Origin of the sequence: Streptomyces sp. cg36, from assembly GCF_041080675.1 — a bacterium.
GTDB lineage: Bacteria > Actinomycetota > Actinomycetes > Streptomycetales > Streptomycetaceae > Streptomyces.
Window position 1 is genome coordinate 742,564 of sequence record NZ_CP163520.1, and the last position, 16,049, is coordinate 758,612.

Annotated in this window: 14 protein-coding genes and 1 pseudogene; 10 read left to right on the forward strand and 5 right to left on the reverse strand. The window is 74.3% G+C overall.

The genetic code is table 11. From position 1 onward, the window contains the following. Window positions 1-49: 49 nt before the first annotated feature. Window positions 50-1,633, reverse strand: coding sequence for a glycerol-3-phosphate dehydrogenase/oxidase (locus AB5J87_RS03285; RefSeq protein ID WP_369373705.1), 1,584 nt, complete (start codon window positions 1,631-1,633; stop codon window positions 50-52). Then, window positions 1,630-2,229, reverse strand: coding sequence for a TetR/AcrR family transcriptional regulator (locus tag AB5J87_RS03290; RefSeq protein WP_369373707.1), 600 nt, complete (start codon window positions 2,227-2,229; stop codon window positions 1,630-1,632). Before AB5J87_RS03290 ends, AB5J87_RS03285 begins: the two co-directional genes overlap by 4 nt. A gap of 98 nt (window positions 2,230-2,327) precedes the next feature. Between AB5J87_RS03290 and AB5J87_RS03295 the strand changes: the two genes are divergently transcribed. From AB5J87_RS03295 to AB5J87_RS03305, 3 genes and pseudogenes are all read left to right on the forward strand, one after another. Further along, complete coding sequence (locus AB5J87_RS03295) at window positions 2,328-3,935, forward strand: FAD-binding oxidoreductase (RefSeq protein WP_369383339.1); 1,608 nt, start codon at window positions 2,328-2,330, stop codon at window positions 3,933-3,935. A 55-nt stretch (window positions 3,936-3,990) separates the two neighbouring features. Then, entirely contained in the window at window positions 3,991-4,872 is an 882-nt protein-coding gene (locus AB5J87_RS03300) for a diacylglycerol kinase family protein (protein WP_369373709.1), read from the forward strand. Window positions 4,873-4,928: 56 nt separating this feature from the next. After that, window positions 4,929-5,324: pseudogene (locus AB5J87_RS03305) on the forward strand (VanZ family protein); the annotation flags it as partial. 22 nt (window positions 5,325-5,346) lie between these two features. Here the strand turns inward: AB5J87_RS03305 and AB5J87_RS03310 are convergent. Beyond that, a complete protein-coding gene (locus tag AB5J87_RS03310; protein ID WP_369373711.1) occupies window positions 5,347-6,627 on the reverse strand; it encodes an MFS transporter in 1,281 nt (426 codons plus the stop codon). Between the two features lie 136 nt (window positions 6,628-6,763). On the opposite strand from AB5J87_RS03310, the gene AB5J87_RS03315 reads away from it, so the two are divergent. Further along, window positions 6,764-7,705: a LysR family transcriptional regulator gene (locus AB5J87_RS03315; RefSeq protein ID WP_369373713.1), complete on the forward strand. Its 942-nt coding sequence runs from the start codon at window positions 6,764-6,766 to the stop codon at window positions 7,703-7,705. 51 nt (window positions 7,706-7,756) lie between these two features. Here the strand turns inward: AB5J87_RS03315 and AB5J87_RS03320 are convergent, their stop codons facing one another. Further along, entirely contained in the window at window positions 7,757-7,939 is a 183-nt protein-coding gene (locus tag AB5J87_RS03320; RefSeq protein WP_369373715.1) for a hypothetical protein, read from the reverse strand. A gap of 180 nt (window positions 7,940-8,119) precedes the next feature. On the opposite strand from AB5J87_RS03320, the gene AB5J87_RS03325 reads away from it, so the two are divergent. Further along, on the forward strand, window positions 8,120-8,899 hold the full coding sequence (locus tag AB5J87_RS03325; RefSeq protein WP_369373717.1) for a VOC family protein: 780 nt from the start codon (window positions 8,120-8,122) through the stop codon (window positions 8,897-8,899). 42 nt (window positions 8,900-8,941) lie between these two features. Here the strand turns inward: AB5J87_RS03325 and AB5J87_RS03330 are convergent, their stop codons facing one another. Next, window positions 8,942-9,916 carry a helix-turn-helix domain-containing protein gene (locus tag AB5J87_RS03330; RefSeq protein ID WP_369373719.1) on the reverse strand — a complete coding sequence of 325 codons (975 nt, stop codon included), beginning with the start codon at window positions 9,914-9,916 and terminating at the stop codon, window positions 8,942-8,944. A gap of 203 nt (window positions 9,917-10,119) precedes the next feature. Between AB5J87_RS03330 and AB5J87_RS03335 the strand changes: the two genes are divergently transcribed. The 5 genes from AB5J87_RS03335 to AB5J87_RS03355 all read left to right on the forward strand — a co-directional run bounded on the left by AB5J87_RS03335 (window position 10,120) and on the right by AB5J87_RS03355 (window position 15,890). Next, a complete protein-coding gene (locus AB5J87_RS03335) occupies window positions 10,120-11,340 on the forward strand; it encodes a S8 family peptidase (RefSeq protein WP_369373721.1) in 1,221 nt (406 codons plus the stop codon). A 94-nt stretch (window positions 11,341-11,434) separates the two neighbouring features. After that, entirely contained in the window at window positions 11,435-12,340 is a 906-nt protein-coding gene (locus tag AB5J87_RS03340; RefSeq protein WP_369373723.1) for an alkaline phosphatase family protein, read from the forward strand. 120 nt (window positions 12,341-12,460) lie between these two features. Further along, window positions 12,461-13,720: an MFS transporter gene (locus AB5J87_RS03345; RefSeq protein ID WP_369373725.1), complete on the forward strand. Its 1,260-nt coding sequence runs from the start codon at window positions 12,461-12,463 to the stop codon at window positions 13,718-13,720. Next, a complete protein-coding gene (locus AB5J87_RS03350) occupies window positions 13,717-14,787 on the forward strand; it encodes a TolB family protein (protein ID WP_369373727.1) in 1,071 nt (356 codons plus the stop codon). Before AB5J87_RS03345 ends, AB5J87_RS03350 begins: the two co-directional genes overlap by 4 nt. Before the next feature lie 251 nt (window positions 14,788-15,038). After that, window positions 15,039-15,890: a SigB/SigF/SigG family RNA polymerase sigma factor gene (locus tag AB5J87_RS03355; protein WP_369383340.1), complete on the forward strand. Its 852-nt coding sequence runs from the start codon at window positions 15,039-15,041 to the stop codon at window positions 15,888-15,890. Window positions 15,891-16,049 lie beyond the last annotated feature (159 nt).

Genomic DNA, 16,049 nt, shown 5'->3' on the forward strand with positions numbered 1-16,049 from the left:
GCGCCGGTGCGACGGCGACCGGATCCGCCGGACGGGTACCGGCCACGGCTCACGGCCCCGCCGTGGTGTGCGCCTCGGCGGCCAGTGCCTCGCGGGCGGCGGCCAGCGCCGGGGCCCGGTCGGCGGGGACCAGGCCGACGCGGGTGCGGCGGTCCAGGAGGTCGGACTCGTCGAGGGCGCCCTCGTGGCGGACCGCCCAGCGCAGTTCGGCCCGGGTCACCTCCACGCCGTCGGCCACCGGTTCGCGCAGCCGGGGGTCGGCCTCGCCGAGCGCGTGCACGGCGGCGGCCTCGGTGCCGTACCGGGCGAGGAGCCGGCGCGGCACGGCGAGGGCGGCGAGCTCGGCGGGCCGGGCGGCGCCGACCAGCGGCAGCCGGGCGGTGCGGCAGGGCGCCGCCGCGATGCCGCGTGCGGCGAGCGCCGCGTCGACGGCGTCCTCGGCCATCCGCCGGTAGGTGGTGAGTTTGCCGCCGACGATGGTCACCACGCCTTCGCCGGAGGTCAGTACCGCGTGCCTGCGCGAGATGTCGGAGGTGCGGCTGCCCGAGCCGTCGTCGTGGGCGTCGTCGAGGAGCGGGCGCAGCCCGGCGAACGCGCCCACCACGTCGGTGCGCCGGACGGGCGCGTCCAGGGCGGTGTTGAGGATGTCGAGCAGGAAGCCGATGTCGGACTCGGGCGGGGTGGGCTCGTCCTGGACCGGCCCGTCGACGGGCTCGTCGGTGAGCCCGACGTAGACCCGGCCGTCGCCCTGCGGCAGGACCAGCACGAAGCGGTTGGTCTCTCCGGGTACGGGGATGTGGAGTCCGGCGTTGAGGCCGGGCAGGGTGCTGGCGCGCAGGATCAGATGGGTGCCGCGCGAGGGGCGCAGCCGGACGCCGTCGACGAGCTGGTCCGCCCACACCCCGGTGGCGTTGATGACGGTCCGGGCCCGGATCGTCGTCTCCTGCCCGGTCAGTTCGTCGCGGACGAGGGCGCCGGAGCCGGTGACGGACAGGGCGCGGGTCCGGGTGAGGATCCGGGCGCCGTGTCCGGCGGCGGTGCGGGCGATGGCGGTCACCAGGCGGGCGTCGTCGGCGAGTTGGCCGTCCCAGGAGAGCAGGCCGCCGTAGAGGCCGTGCGGACGGAGGCCAGGTGCGGTCCGCAAGGTCTCCACCGCCGACAGGCGGCGGGGGCCGGGCAGGGTGGCGCGGGCGGTGCCCGCCGAGATGCGCAGCAGGTCGCCCGCGCGCAGTCCGGCCTGGGCGAGGGCCGCGTTGCGCCGCGAGGTGAGCGGGGTCAGCGGGAGGACGAACGGCTGGGCGCGCACCAGGTGGGGGGCGGTGCGCTCCATCAGCACCCCGCGCTCCACGGCGCTCTCGTGGGCGACGGAGACCTGGGCGGAGGCGAGGTAGCGCAGCCCGCCGTGGATGAGCTTGGAGCTCCAGCGGGAGGTGCCGAACGCCAGGTCGTGCGCGTCGATCGCGGCCACCGAGAGGCCGCGCGAGGCGGCGTCCAGGGCCGCGCCCGCGCCGGTGGCGCCGAGGCCGACCACCAGGACGTCGACGGTGTCCCCGGCGGCGAGCCGGGCCAGGTCGCGGGTGCGGCGGGCGGCGTTGAGGGAGAAGGCTTGCGCGGGGGGTTCGGTACGGCTCATGGGGCGAGGGTCCTCTCAAGGATGTGCCGGAGCTCGTCGTAGAACGCTTCGTCGGTGAGTTCGGGGTCCGTGGTGTCGGTCATCGTCCGGAGCGAGAGCGCGTACGACTGGATCACCAGGAACAGCGCCCTCGCCTGGCGCAGCGGGTGGTCGGCGCGGACGGAGCCGTCCGCGTGGCCCTGCTCCAGCGCCTCCTGGACGAAGGCGAGCAGGGCGTCCTGGCTGGCGCCGCGCCGGTCGAAGAGGTAGGGCAGCAGCAGTTCCGGGTCCACGTCCAGGATCTTGCGGAGCAGCGGGTGTTCGCGCAGCGCGCGCAGCCCCGTCACCAGTCCGTCGACCAGTTGGTCCCGGACGGGGCGGCTGGGGTCGGTCCGGGGCGTGGCGCCGAGGGTGACGGCCACCCACTCCCGGGTCATCACGTCGCCGACCAGGGTGCGCACGTCGGGCCAGCGCCGGTAGAGGGTCATCCGGGACACCCCGGCCCGGCGGGCGACGTCGGTGAGGGTCGTCCGGCGGACGCCGACCGCGAGGACGCAGTCCCGTGCGGCGTCGAGGACCGCCTCGTCGTCCGTACGGTTGTGACGAATGGGCTTCATCTGTCACAGTGTAACGACGGAACGGGCGACGGCAAGCCGCCCCCCACGCCGTGGGACCGGAACAACTGCGCGTAGGAGCGGGTGATCAGGTGGGTTCGGTGGACATGCTGTGGAGCGGCTGGGGCGACCCGGCCAAGGCGGCGCCGCTGCCCGAGCAGGTCGTGGGTCTGCTGCGGGAGCTGCTGGGGGTGCGCCCGGCGGACGCCCCCGCGAAGGACCTCGCCGCCGTCGCGCCGCGCCCCGGCAGGCTGACCGGAGCGGCCTCGGCCGCGCTCGCCGCGGCCGTCGGCGAGGAGTTCGTGCGCACCGACGACGAGACCCGCGTCCGGCACACCCGGGGCAAGTCCACCCCCGACCTGCTGCGCGTCCGGGCCGGCGAGGTCGACGACGCGCCGGACGCGGTGCTGCTGCCCGCCGACCACGACGAGGTCCTGGCCGTACTGCGGGCCTGCACCGAACACCGCGTCGCGGTCGTCCCGTTCGGCGGCGGCACCTCCGTCGTCGGCGGCCTCGCGCCCGAGACCGGCCCGGCCCACCACGCGTTCGTCGCGCTCGACCTGCGCCGCCTGGACCGGCTGGTGGCGCTGGACGAGACCTCCCGCACCGCCACCCTCCAGCCCGGCCTGCGCGGCCCCGAGGCGGAGGCGCTGCTCAACGAGCGCGGCTACACGCTCGGCCACTTCCCGCAGTCCTTCGAGTGGGCCTCGGTCGGCGGCTTCGCCGCCGCGCGCTCCAGCGGCCAGGCGTCGGCGGGCTACGGCCGCTTCGACGACATGGTGACGGCCCTGCGGGTGGCCACCCCGCGCGGCACGCTGGAGGTGGGCCGCGCCCCGCGCTCGGCCGCCGGACCGGACCTGCGCCAGCTGGTGCTCGGCTCGGAGGGCGCGTTCGGCGTGATCACCTCGGTGACCGTCCGCGTCCGCCCCCTCCCCTCGGCAAAGGCGTACGAGGGCTGGCGGTTCCCGTCCTTCGACCGGGGCCGGGACGCGCTGCGCGCGCTCGCCCAGGACGGCCCGATGCCGACGGTGCTGCGGCTCTCCGACGAGACCGAGACCATGATCGGCCTGGCCAAGCCGGACGCCATCGGCGGCGGCCTCGCCTCCGACGCGGGCTGCCTGGCCGTCGTCGGCCACGAGGGCACCGCCGAGGAGATCGCCGACCGGCGCGCGCGGGTGGGCGCGGTGCTCGCCGCGCACGGCGGCGAGCCGCTCGGCGAGGAGCCCGGCACCGGCTGGGCGCACGGCCGCTACAACGCCCCCTATCTGCGCGACTCGCTCCTGGACGCCGGGGCCTTCGCGGAGACCCTGGAGACGGCCGCGTTCTGGTCGGACGTCCCCGCGCTGTACGAGGCCGTCCGCACGGCGCTCACCCGGACCCTCACCGACGCGGGCACCCCGCCGCTGGTGATGTGCCACGTCTCGCACGTGTACGCGGCGGGCGCCTCGCTGTACTTCACCGTGGTCGGCGCCCAGGGCGAGGACGCGGTGGCGCACTGGGCACCGGCCAAGCGGGCCGTGAACGACGCGATCCTGGCGGCCGGGGGCACCATCAGCCACCACCACGGCGTGGGCACCGACCACCGGGACTGGTACGCCCAGGAGGTGGGGCCGCTCGGCGTGGAGGTCCTGCACGCGGTCAAGGACCGGCTGGACCCCGCCGGTATCCTCAACCCCGGCATCCTCCTGCCGCCGCTGCCCTCCAGCTGATCCCACGCGGTCCCCGCGCACTCCCAGCATCCGTCCTTGCCATCGGAGCGTAGCCATGCGACAGTTCACCGCCGTCGTCAACCCCACCGCGGGCGGATCACAGGGCGCCGCCGCCCTGATCCCGCTCGCCCGCGCACTGCGCGAGGCGGGCGCGGAGCTCGACGTCGAGTACAGCCGGGGCCTCGACCACGCGCGCGCCCTGGCCCGGGAGGCCGCCGAGCGGGGCCGGGTGGTGCTCGGGGTCGGCGGCGACGGGATGGCGGGGTGCGTGGCCGGCGCGCTCGCCGGCACCGACGCCGTCGTGGGCATCGTCCCGGCCGGGCGCGGCAACGACTTCGCCCGCGCCCTCGGGCTGCCCGCCGACCCCGCCGCACTGGCCGAACTGCTGCTGCGCGGCGAGCCCAGGAAGGTCGACGCGATCGAGGTCACCTCGGCCGTGCACGGGCGGGTCGCCGTGCTCGGCAGCGTGTACGCGGGCGTCGACGCGGTGGCCAACCGGCACGCCAACGCATCCCGGCTGCTGCGCGGCTCCGCCTCGTACTACCTGGGCGGGCTGCGCGCGGTGGTGGGCTGGCGCACCGCGCACTACCGGGTCACGGTCGACGGCGCCGTGCACGAGCGCGACGGCTACACCGTGATCGCCGCCAACTCCGGCTTCTACGGCTTCGGCCGCAACATCGCGCCCGGCGCGTCGGTGGACGACGGGCTGCTGGACGTCGTCATCATCCACGACAGCCCGCGCCGCCTCTTCTTCACCGTGATGAACGAGCTCAAGGACGGCAGCCACGTCCGCAGGCCGCAGGTGGAGGTCCTGCGCGGCCGGGAGATACGCATCGAGGCGGACCGGCCGCTGCCGTACGGCGCGGACGGCGAGGTGGAGGCCGAACTCCCGGTCACCGCCCGCGTGCTGCCGGGGGCGCTCACGCTCCTGGCGTGAGCCCGTACGCCGCCGGGCGGGCGCGTGCGGGCCGCGTCCGGGGGCAGACGCAGGGCATGACCACTCCAGTCGAGCGGGCGGAGGAGGACCGGGGGCGGGCCGGGCCCCGGGTGACGGCGCTGCGGGTGCTGATCGTGGTGGTGGCGATCGCCGCGCTCGTCGCGTTCTCCGTCGTCCTGGCCGAGCTCACCCTGACCCCCTCGCCCGCCTCCCGGAACATCGCCGGGTCCAATCTGCGCCCGGGGCACTCGCTCCGGGAGTACGTGGACGCGTACACCTTCCGCGCCGCCTGTGTGCAGATCGGCGGCAATCTGCTGCTGGGCGTGCCGTTCGGGCTGATCCTGCCGGTGCTCGTACGACGCCGGCCGCGGGCGCTGAGGGTGCTGCTGTACACGGTCGTGGTGATGGTGTTCATCGAGCTGGTGCAGGGGGCGCTGGTGGAGGGGCGCGCGTTCGACGTGGACGACGTCATCCTCAACACGTCGGGCGCGCTGCTGGGCTATCTGCTGCTGGGCCGTCGCTTCGGGCACGGCTTCCACCATCTCGGAGAGCCGCGGCCGGCAGCAGGAACGGCGTCGCGAGCATCAGCGCTCCGGCGAGTGCGATCGCGGTTCGCGGGCCGGTGAACACGGCCAGCAGGCCCCACAGGGCGGTTATCAGCGCGGTGGTGGCCTTGGCGGTGATCGACCACGCGGACAGCACCCGCACCACCCGGTCCGCCGGCGCCTGCTCCAGGCGGTAGGTGGCGAACACCGGGTTGAAGACGGCGCAGCTGGTGATCAGGCCGAGTTCGACGGCCATGACCAGGAGCAGGCCGGGCGCGCCGGGGCGCACCAGCGCCAGCCCCGGCACCCAGCAGGCGCGCAGCACGCCGGAGGCGATCAGCACCCGGTGCCGCCCGTGCCGTACGACGAGCCGCCGGGCGAGGCGGGAGCCGATCAGGCCGCCTGCGCACGGCACCGCGAAGGCGAGGCCGTACTGCCAGGGGGCGAAGCCGAGACGGCCCAGCATCAGGACGGCGAGCAGCGGCACGGTCGCCATGATCAGCGAGTTGACCAGGACCGTGTTGAAGAAGAACGGGCGCAGCACCGGGTGGGCCAGGACGTGCCGCCAGCCGTCGAGCAGGTCGCCGGCGCGTGCCGGGCGCACCGGTTCGGGGCGGCGGGCCGGGGCCGGTTCCGCCGGGCCGATCGCGCGGATGCCGAGTGCGGAGAGCAGATAGCTGACCGCGTCGGCGGCCACCGTCACCAGCGGCCCGAACATCCCGATCGCGGCCCCGCCGAGCGGCGGTCCGACCATGGTCGCGGTCCAGGTGGTGGATTCGAAGCGGGCGTTGGCGACCAGCAGGTCCTCGGGCGCCACCAGGCCCTTGAGGTGGGCGCCCGCCGCCGCGTTGAACGCGATGTCACAGGCGGCCACGACCACCGAGACCACCAGGAGCTGGGTGAAGGTGAGCGCGCCGAGCGCGAACGCGGCGGGCAGGCTCAGCAGCGCCGCGCACCGGAGCAGGTCCATGGCGGTCATCACCGGCCGCTTGCGCCGGAACTCCACCCACGGCCCCAGCGGCACCGCGACCGCCGCCCCGACCGCGAGGCCGACGGCGGCCAGCGCCGACACCTCGGCCGTACCGGCGTGCAGCGCCAGGATGGCGACCATGGGGATCGCGTCGAAGGCCAGCCAGGTGCCGAACGCGCTGATCGAGTACGCGGCCCACAGCCATCCGAATCCCCGCCCCAGCGACCGCCCGGCCCCCATGTTCCGTTCTCCCGTCCGGCACAACCGCGCGTTGACCGCTGCCATCCAACCGAAGACCGGACGTGCGGCGCAAACAACCACACCGGCCGTCCGACACAACCCATGGTTGTGGAAGCCGGACGCTAGGGTGGCGGCCGTGGACCTCAACGCCGTGCGCACCTTCGTCGCCGTCGCGGACTCCGGGCAGTTCCAGGAGGCCGCCGCCGCCCTGTCGATCACCCAGCAGGCGGTCTCCAAGCGGGTCGCGGCGCTGGAGAAGGAGCTGGGCGTCCGCCTCCTCACCCGGACCTCGCGCGGGTCCCGGCCCACCATCGACGGGCAGGCGTTCCTGCCGCACGCGCGCGAGCTGCTGCGGGCCGAGGAGCGGGCGGCGGCGTCCGTGCGGCCGGGGCGCCGGGCGCTGCGGGTCGACGTGATCGGCCGGCGGCTGGCGCCGGCCGGTCTGCTGCGCGACTTCCACCGCGCGCACCCGGAGATCGAGCTGGACGTGGTGACGCTGTTCGACGCCGACGCGGCGATCGCCGCGATCCGCTCGGGCGACGTCGACGCCTCCTTCCGCGCGGTGACCGAGGACGCCCGGCGCCGCCTCGACGGGGTGGGAAACGTGCGGATCTACGACGAGCCCGTCCATCTGCTGACCGGTCCCGCCCATCCGCTGGCGGCGGCGGGGACGGTCCGGCCGCGGCAGCTCGCCGGGCACCGCATCTGGATGCCGGGCATCGTGGCGGGCACCGAGTGGGCCGCCTACTACGACGACCTGGCCGCCGCGTTCGGGCTGACCATCGAGGTGACCGGTCCGGACTTCGGCACCGAGCCGCTGCTCGACACGATCGCCGCCTCCGCGACGCTGGCCTCGTTCGTCGGCGAGCGGACCCAGGTGGTGTGGCCCGCGGACCCGGGGCTGCGCCGGATTCCCGTGCACGGTCCGACCCCGGTCTATCCGCACTCGCTGCTGTGGCGCGCCGACAATCCGCACCCCGCCCTCGCCGCGCTGCGCGCGCACCTCGGCGCCGCGCGCCCCGCACCCGCGGGCGGGATCTGGACGCCCGCCTGGTGCGGGCCGGGGAGCACGGCATGAGGCGGGCCCCCCTCCCTGTGGAAGGGGGCCCGCCGCCTGGCCGCAGGACCGTCACATGCGGTCGTCCAGCTCGTCCTGGATGTCGTCGAAGGACTGCTGGGTCCGGTCCGGCTCCTGCCGGTCCCGCATCCGGTCCCGCGCCTGCGCTCCGCGCTCGGACGCCTCGTCCCTGGCGCCCTGCATCCGCTCCTTGGCCTGCCGCGCCTTGTCCTGCATTTCGTCCTTGATGCCCATGCGTGTTCACTCCCGAAGGGGAAGAGGGGTTTGGGGGGCCCGATCAGCGTCACACGGTGCGCCGGGGCGCGCACGTCGGCCGCGCACGCTCGGTAACCGGCGTTCGGGATGCCCCTGGGTGTCGGCGACCCTACGATCCGTAGGGAATCCCGACCCCCTCCGGAAGGCAGGCACAGCGCGATGCTCTCCACGGACTTCGTCACCGGCGCACCCAACTGGCTCGACCTCGGCAGCCCCGACACCGACGCCTCCGCCGCCTTCTACGCGGCCGTCTTCGGCTGGGACTTCCGGTCCGCGGGGCCGGAGTCGGGCGGGTACGGCTTCTTCCAGAAGGACGGCAGGACCGTCGCCGCGCTCGGCCCGCTCACCGAGGAGGGCGCGAGCCCGGCCTGGACGGTGTACTTCCAGACCCCGGACGCGGACGCCACCGCCAAGGCCGCCGCGCAGGCCGGCGGAGCCGTGCGCGTCGAACCGTTCGACGTCATGGAGGCGGGGCGCATGGCGTGTCTCACCGACCCGGGCGGCGCCGACTTCTCGGTCTGGCAGCCCGCGGCGGTCAAGGGGCTGGAGGACACCTCCTCGGACAACACGCTGTGCTGGGCCGAGCTCCACGTGGCGGACGTGCCGGGCGCGCTCTCCTTCTACGGCACCCTGTTCGGCTGGCGGTCGCGGGAGATGCCGGCGCCGGGGATGACCTACACGGTGCTGTCCAGCGCCGAGGGCGACCAGCAGGACGCCTCGTTCGGCGGCCTCGCCCCCGCCCAGGAGGGCATGGAGCCGCGCTGGGTCCCGTACTTCGCGGTCTCCGACGCGGACGCCACCGTCGCCCGGGCGCAGGAAACGGGCGGCGCGGTCCTCATGCCCGCCGCGGACGTGCCGGACGTCGGCCGCATCGCCTGGCTCGCCGACCCGCACGGCGCGCCCTTCGCCGTCCTTGAGCCCAACCCGCGCGCGGCCTGACCACGCAGCCGGAACCCGGGGGCCCCGACCGGGGCCCCCGCGTCATATCCACCCGCTGCGCGCGGCGTGCACGGCGAGCTGGAAGCGGGAGGTCGACCCGGCCAGCTGGTGGAGCTGCTCCAGATTGCGCGAGAGGGTGCGGCGGCTGACGCCGAGCAGTTCGGCGATGGTCTCGTCGCTGACTCCGGTGCCGAGCAGTTCCAGGATGCGCCGCTGCACCGGCCGCAGCGCGCGGGGGACCTGGCCGCTCAGATGCATCGGATACGCCGAGCGCCAGGCCGTCTCGAACAGGCCGCTCAGGGCGGAGAGCAGGCTGGAGGGGCGCACCAGCAGCAGTGAGTCATTGGACTCCGCCTCGACCGAGGACATGGACACGATCGCCAACCGCCGGTCGAAGACGGTGAGTTTGACCGGCACGGTCGGCAGGACGCGCGCCCGCTCCCCGGCCGCGATGCACGGCTGGATGTTCCCGGCGTAGTACGAGGTGCTGCGCACGGCGGACGCCGAGTACACCACCCGGTAGGCGACCCCGCGTTCCAGGTTGCGCACTTCGATGGGGTTCGGGCCGCCCGCCGTGTGGTACGGCGGGGAGTCGAAGCGCAGCACCTCCGACTCGGCCGCGCCTTCCACCTGCCAGATCCGCTCGGCGACCTGCGGGCCCGAGACGACCTCCAGCAGGTCCTCGGTGGGCTGTGAGTGCACCGAGCGGCGGAAGTCGCGGAAGGCGTTGAGCGCCGCCACGTGCGCGCTCTGGACCTCGGCGGCGCGGGCGTGCGCGAGCTGGTCGAGGGCGATGGTCGGCTCGACCGGCGAGACCGCGTCGCCCGCGCTGTCGAGGTGGGCGACCAGGCCGAGCCGGAGCAGCCGGCTCGTCGCGCGCGCCGCCTCGCCCGCGCCCCGGCCGAGCCGCCCGTCGAGCGCGGCCACGGTCAGGCTCCCGGCCGCGAGCAGGGTGATGTAGACCTCGGCCTCACAGGGCCCGAGGCCCAGTCGCCGTAGTTGCGTTGGCAGGTCCATGTCTTCGATGGCGGACATCGTGCCACGCCCGCGCGGGCCGGTCGGCCGGGATGCGGAAGGTTCCTTTCGAGACGTTTTGGCGGGATCCGCGTCGCGCCCGTTCTCGCCACTGGCGACGACGGGACACCGCGCGCCCGGCATCCGCAGTACACCAAGCGGACGCGGAACATCCGCACATCCCGCCGCCACCCCCAGGAGCTGACGTGCACACTCGCGCCCGACTCTGCGCCACGGCCGCCCTCGTGGCCGTCGCCCCGGCCCTGCCGGCCCAGCTCGCGCACGCGACGAACCGGCCTTCTGCGCCGTCCGCGCCACCGGCCCAAGTGCGCCGGATCGCCGACGCGATCGCGGACCAGTACATCGTGGTCCTCAAGGACACGGCGGCGCCCGGCGGCACGCCCGCCGCCGTCGCCCGGCTCGCCCGCACCCACGGCGGCACCGTCAGCCACACCTACGGCACCGTGCTGCACGGCTACGCGGCCCGTATGACGGACCGTCAGGCCCGCGCCACCGCCGCCGATCCGGCCGTCGCCTACGTGGAGCAGGACGCCCGCCAGCGGGTGTCGGCGACCCAGGGCAACCCGCCCTCCTGGGGCCTGGACCGCATCGACCAGCGCTCCCTGCCGCTGGACAAGAGCTATACGTACCCCGGCACCGCGAGCAACGTGACCGCGTACCTGGTGGACAGCGGACTGCGCACCACCCACGCGCAGTTCCAGGGCCGGGCGTCCATCGGCGTGGACGAGGTGGGCGACGGGCGGGGCGGCCAGGACTGCCTGGGGCACGGCACCCATGTGGCGGGAACGGTCGGCGGCAAGGACTACGGCGTGGCCAAGGGCGTCAAGCTGGTGGCGGTCCGCGTCACCGACTGCCACGACAGCGCCAGCACCTCGGCGATCATCGCGGCGGCCGACTGGATCACCGCACACGCCGTCAAACCGGCCGTCGTCAACATGAGCATCAACAGCACCTCGGTGATCAGCAGTGAGGACACCGCGATCAAGAAGTCCATCGCGGCCGGGATCACCTGGGTCGTCTCGTCGGGCAACAAGAACACCGACGCCTGCCACAACTCCCCCGGCGACATCGCGGCGGCCGTCGTGGTCAACAACGCGGACTCCGGCGACAGGCGGCGCTCCGACTCCGACTACGGCTCCTGCACCGACCTGTTCGCCCCCGGGACCGCCATCGACTCGGCCTGGAACGGCAGCGACACCGCCACCAAGCAGCTCACCGGCACCTCGATGGCCGCGCCCCACGTCACCGGCGCCGCCGCCCTGTGGCTGTCCGCCCACCCCGACGCCCCACCCGCGGACGTGGCGAAGCACCTCACCGACACGGCCACGCCGAACAAGATATCCGGCGCCGGAAGCGGCACCCCCAACAGGCTCCTCTACATCGGCGCCGCCACCGTCCGGCCCTGACCGGCCGGGCCCCGGGACGCCCCCGCCGCACCCGGTCCGACGCTCCACCCGACCCCGCTCCCCAACACCCTTCCCACCGACAGGAGTTGATCCCATGCGCCTCCCCCGCCCCTCCCGAAGCACCGCGGGCCTGGTCGCCCTGCCCGCCCTCACGCTGCTCGCGCTGAGCGTGTACGCCTCCGACGACTCACCTCCCCCGGCCGCCGCGCCGCAGCCCGTCGCCCGCGCGGCGGCCGGCGTGCCCGCCTTCGACCATGTCGTCGTCGTGCTGTTCGAGAACAAGAACTACAGCTCGATCAAGGGAAGTTCGCACGCCGCGTACTTCAACAGCCTGGCCTCCCAGGGCACCCTCTTCACCAAGGGGTTCGCCCTCACCCACCCCAGCCAGCCCAACTACATCGGGCTGTTCTCGGGCTCCCAGCAGGGCGTGACCAACGACGACTGCCCGAAGAACTTCAGCACCGGCAACCTCGGCCAGCAGCTCCTCGACGCGGGCAAGAGCTTCAAGGGGTACTCCGAGGCCCTGCCCAGCGCCGGATACACCGGGTGCGGCAGCGGCGACTACCGCCGCAAGCACGCCCCCTGGGCCGACTTCCCCACCGTGAGCGGCGCCGCGTACAACGTGCCGTTCTCCACCTTCCCCAGCGACTACACCAAACTCCCCACGGTCTCCTTCGTCACCCCGGACATGTGCGACGACATGCACGACTGCTCGGTCGACAAGGGCGACGCCTGGCTCAAGAGCAAGCTCGACGGCTACGCCCAGTGGGCCAAGACCCACAACAGCCTCCTCGTCGTCACCTTCGACGAGGACCACTCCACCTCCGTCAACCAGATCTACACCGCGTTCGTGGGCGCCCACGTGAAGACCAAGTACCAGTCCACCACGCAGATCAACCATTACAGCGTGCTGCGCACCCTGGAGGACATGTACGGCCTGCCCGCCCTGGGCGGCGCCGCGGCCAAGTCCCCCGTCACCGACGCCTGGAGCACTTCCTGACCGGGCCCGGCCGGAGCTGAGCTCCCTCCGTACGCCGGTGTCCCGGGGCGCCTCCCCCACGGCCCCCGGGACACCGGCACCCCACCCGCCCCGTCCACCCCGCGAGAAGGCGGCCCCCACGTGTATCTCTCCACCATCGACCGGCCGCGCGGCGCCCCGCGCCCCGGCCGCCGCGGCGCGCTCACGGCCGTCGGCGCCAATGTGCTCGTCCTGGGAGCCGTGAGTCTGCTCACCGACGTCTCCTCGGAGATGGTCACGGCCGTCCTGCCGCTCTACCTCGTGCTCACCCTGCACCTGGGCCCGGCCGCATACGGGGTGCTGGACGGCCTCTACACCGGCGCCACCGCCCTGCTGCGGCTCGTCGGCGGCTACACCGCGGACCGCTTCCGCACCCGCAAGGCCGTCGCGGCCGTGGGGTACGGCATGTCCGCGCTCGCCAAACTCGGCCTGCTGGCGGCCGGGGCGCCCACCGCCATCGGCGCGGTCATCGTCGCCGACCGCGCGGGCAAGGGCCTGCGCACCGCGCCCCGAGACGCCCTGATCGCCCTCTCGGTGCCCGAGCCGCTGCTGGGCCGGGCGTTCGGGACGCACCGCGCGATGGACAGCGCCGGGGCCTTCGCCGGCCCGCTGGTCGCCCTCGGCGTCCTCGCCGTCGCCGGGACCACGGCGGCGGCCTTCGACGCGCTGTTCTTCACCAGTTTCTGCATAGCCTGCGCGGCCCTGCTCACCCTCGCCGTGTTCGCCCGCGACCACCGCGACGAGCGGCCCGCCGCGCCCGCGCCCGCGCCGCGCGCCGCCCTCGGGCTGCTGCGCGGGAGCGGCACCCGCCGACTGCTGTGCGCGGCCACCGCGCTGGGCCTGAGCACGGTGGGCGACGGCTTCGTCTATCTCGTACTGCTGCGCCGCCAGGGCTTCTCCACCGGCTGGTTCCCCTGGCTCGCGGTCGGCACCAGCCTGGTCTACCTCCTGCTCGCCACCCCCTTCGGCGCCCTCGCGGACCGCTACGGGCGCGCGGTGCTGCTGCGCTGGGGGTACCTCGCGCTCGCCGGGGTGTACCTGCTGCTCGCCAGCCCCTTCCCGGGCACCCCGGTGACCCTCGCCTGCCTCTGTCTGTACGGGGCGTTCTACGCCTGCACGGACGGGGTGCTCATGGCGCTCGCGGCGCCCGCGTTCCCCCCGGCGCTGCGCACCACGGGGCTGGCGTGCGTCCAGACCGCCCAGGCACTGGCCTACTTCGCCTCCTCGGTGGGGTTCGGTCTCGCCTGGGCCGCGTGGGGCCCGGCGACCGCCTCCGGGGCCGCCGTCGTGGCGGTCGCCGGGGCCCTGGCCGTGACGGTCCCGGCGCTCAAGGACCGAACAGTGGAGGAGACTTCCGCATGACCCAGCAGCTCACCGACCGCTCCCCCGCGGCCCCGGCCGCCCCGCCGTCCGCGCGCCGCCGGGTCGTCGCCGCCTCGCTCGGGTTCACCGCGCTGGCCGTACTGGCCGCGCTCGCCGTCGTCGGGGCCCGGCCCGATCCGTCGAAGGCCGTCGCGGAGCGGGGCGCGGTGTCGCTGCGGCCGGCCGCCGCTCCCCTGCAGACCGGGCCCCGGCTGGTCGCCCTGAGCACCGCGTCCGGCAGCCAGGGACGGCTGGTGGCGGTCTCGCCCGAGGCGCCCGGCGCTCCCCGGGCCGTCTCGGGGCTGAGCTGCGCCCGGTTCGACGCGGCGGCGGGCACCGGGCTCTGCCTGCGCCTGGACGGGAACCTCACGACCTATCAGATGACGGTGGTGGACTCCGCCCTGCACATCAAGGACGCGATCCCGCTGGTCGGCGTCCCCAACCGGGCCAGGGTGTCGCCCAGCGGACGGCTGGTCGCCTGGACCGTGTTCGTCACCGGTGACTCGTACAACGGGGGACGCTTCTCCACCCGGGCCGGCATCCTCGACACCCGCACGGACAACCTGGTCCCGACCCTGGAGGACTGGCCGGTCACGGTGGCCGGGCGGCCCTACCACGCCAAGGACCTCAACTTCTGGGGCGTGACCTTCGCCCGGGACGACCGCCGCTTCTACGCCACGATGTCCACGGCGGGCCACCGCTATCTCGTCGAGGGCGACCTCGCCGAACGGCGGCTGAGGACCGTCCGGGACGGGGTGGAGTGCCCCTCGCTCTCCCCCGACGGCACCCGGATCGCGTTCAAGGCCGCGCGCGGCGGGGACCCCCGGCACGGCTGGGGGCTCGCGGTGCTCGACCTCGCCAGTGGCCGGGTGACCCCGCTCGCCGAGGAGCACAGCGTCGACGACCAGGCCGTGTGGCTCGACTCCCGCACGGTCGCCTACGCGTTGCCGCGCGGGCGGGGCCACGCCGACGTCTGGCGGACGGCGGCGGACGGAACGGGACGGCCCCGACTGCTGGTCCGGGACGCGGAGTCACCGGCCGTGCTCGACACGGACCGTCAGGGGTGAACGAGCGGCGGCCCGTTGTGCCGAGGCGGCCCGGTACACAGCGCGTCAAGGCGGCCCCGTACAAAGAGACCACACAAAGAGCCCGTACAAAGCGGGAGCACTCACCCCATTCCACCGCTGGGGGAACATGAATCCGAGAAGGCACCGATTGGGCCGTGTACGAAGCGGGTTCGCGGGTACACGCGTCTCGCGACGGAGTCCTGTACCGGTCGATCCAGGGAGGGATCATGATGACAACGAAGGTCGGCACGATGGAGGTTTCGCGGATCCGCACGGCATCCGCGCCGCCGGAGACCGAGCTGCCGTTGGTCGAGCACCCCGACAGGCTCGCGCCCCGTGACGCCCGGGAGTTGTCACAGCTCTTCTTCCAGCAGCTGGCGGTACTGGAGGAAGGCACCCATGAATACCAGTACGCCCGCAACACGCTGATCGAGATGAACATGTCGCTGGTGCGGTTCGCCGCCCGGCGCTTCCGGCAGTACGCCGATGAGATCGAGGACGTCGTCCAGGTCGGCATGATCGGGCTGATCAAGGCCATCGACCGGTTCGAGCTGTCCCGGGAGACCCAGTTCGCCACGTTCGCCGTGCCCTACATCGTCGGCGAGATGAAGCGCTTCTTCCGCGACACCACTTGGGCCGTGCACGTGCCGCGCCGCCTCCAGGAGCGGCGCACGGAGCTGGGCAAGGCCCGCGCCGAACTGGAGGGGCGCCTCGACCGGTCGCCCACGGTCAAGGAGCTGGCCGCGCTGATGGACATCAGCGAGGAGGAGGTCGTGGAGGCCCAGGTGGCCGCCAACGGCTACCACTCCTCGTCCCTGGACGCCGCCCTCTCCGGCGACCAGGAGGACGGCGAGACGGCGCTCGCCGACGTCATCGGCTCCGAGGACCCCGCGATGGAGCTGGTGGAGGACTTCCAGTCGCTGGCTCCCGCGATGGGCTCGCTGACCGAACGCGAACGGCTCGTGGTGCACCTGCGGTTCGTGGAGGAGCGCACCCAGGCGGAGATCGGGACGGAGCTCGGCGTCTCGCAGATGCAGGTCTCGCGGATCCTGCGCCGCATCCTCACCAAGCTGCGCGAGGGCATGGGCGTGGTCGTCGACTGAGACGGCCCCCGATCCGCCGTACGACCCCGGGCGCCAGGACCGGCCCGGGGTCCGGCCGTCCCCACGGCCCACGCGCGCGGACCGCGCCCGGGAATGCCTCAGCGGACTGAGCGGACCCGGCGGACCGCGCCCGGGAATGCCTCAAGGGAGGGGTCCGCC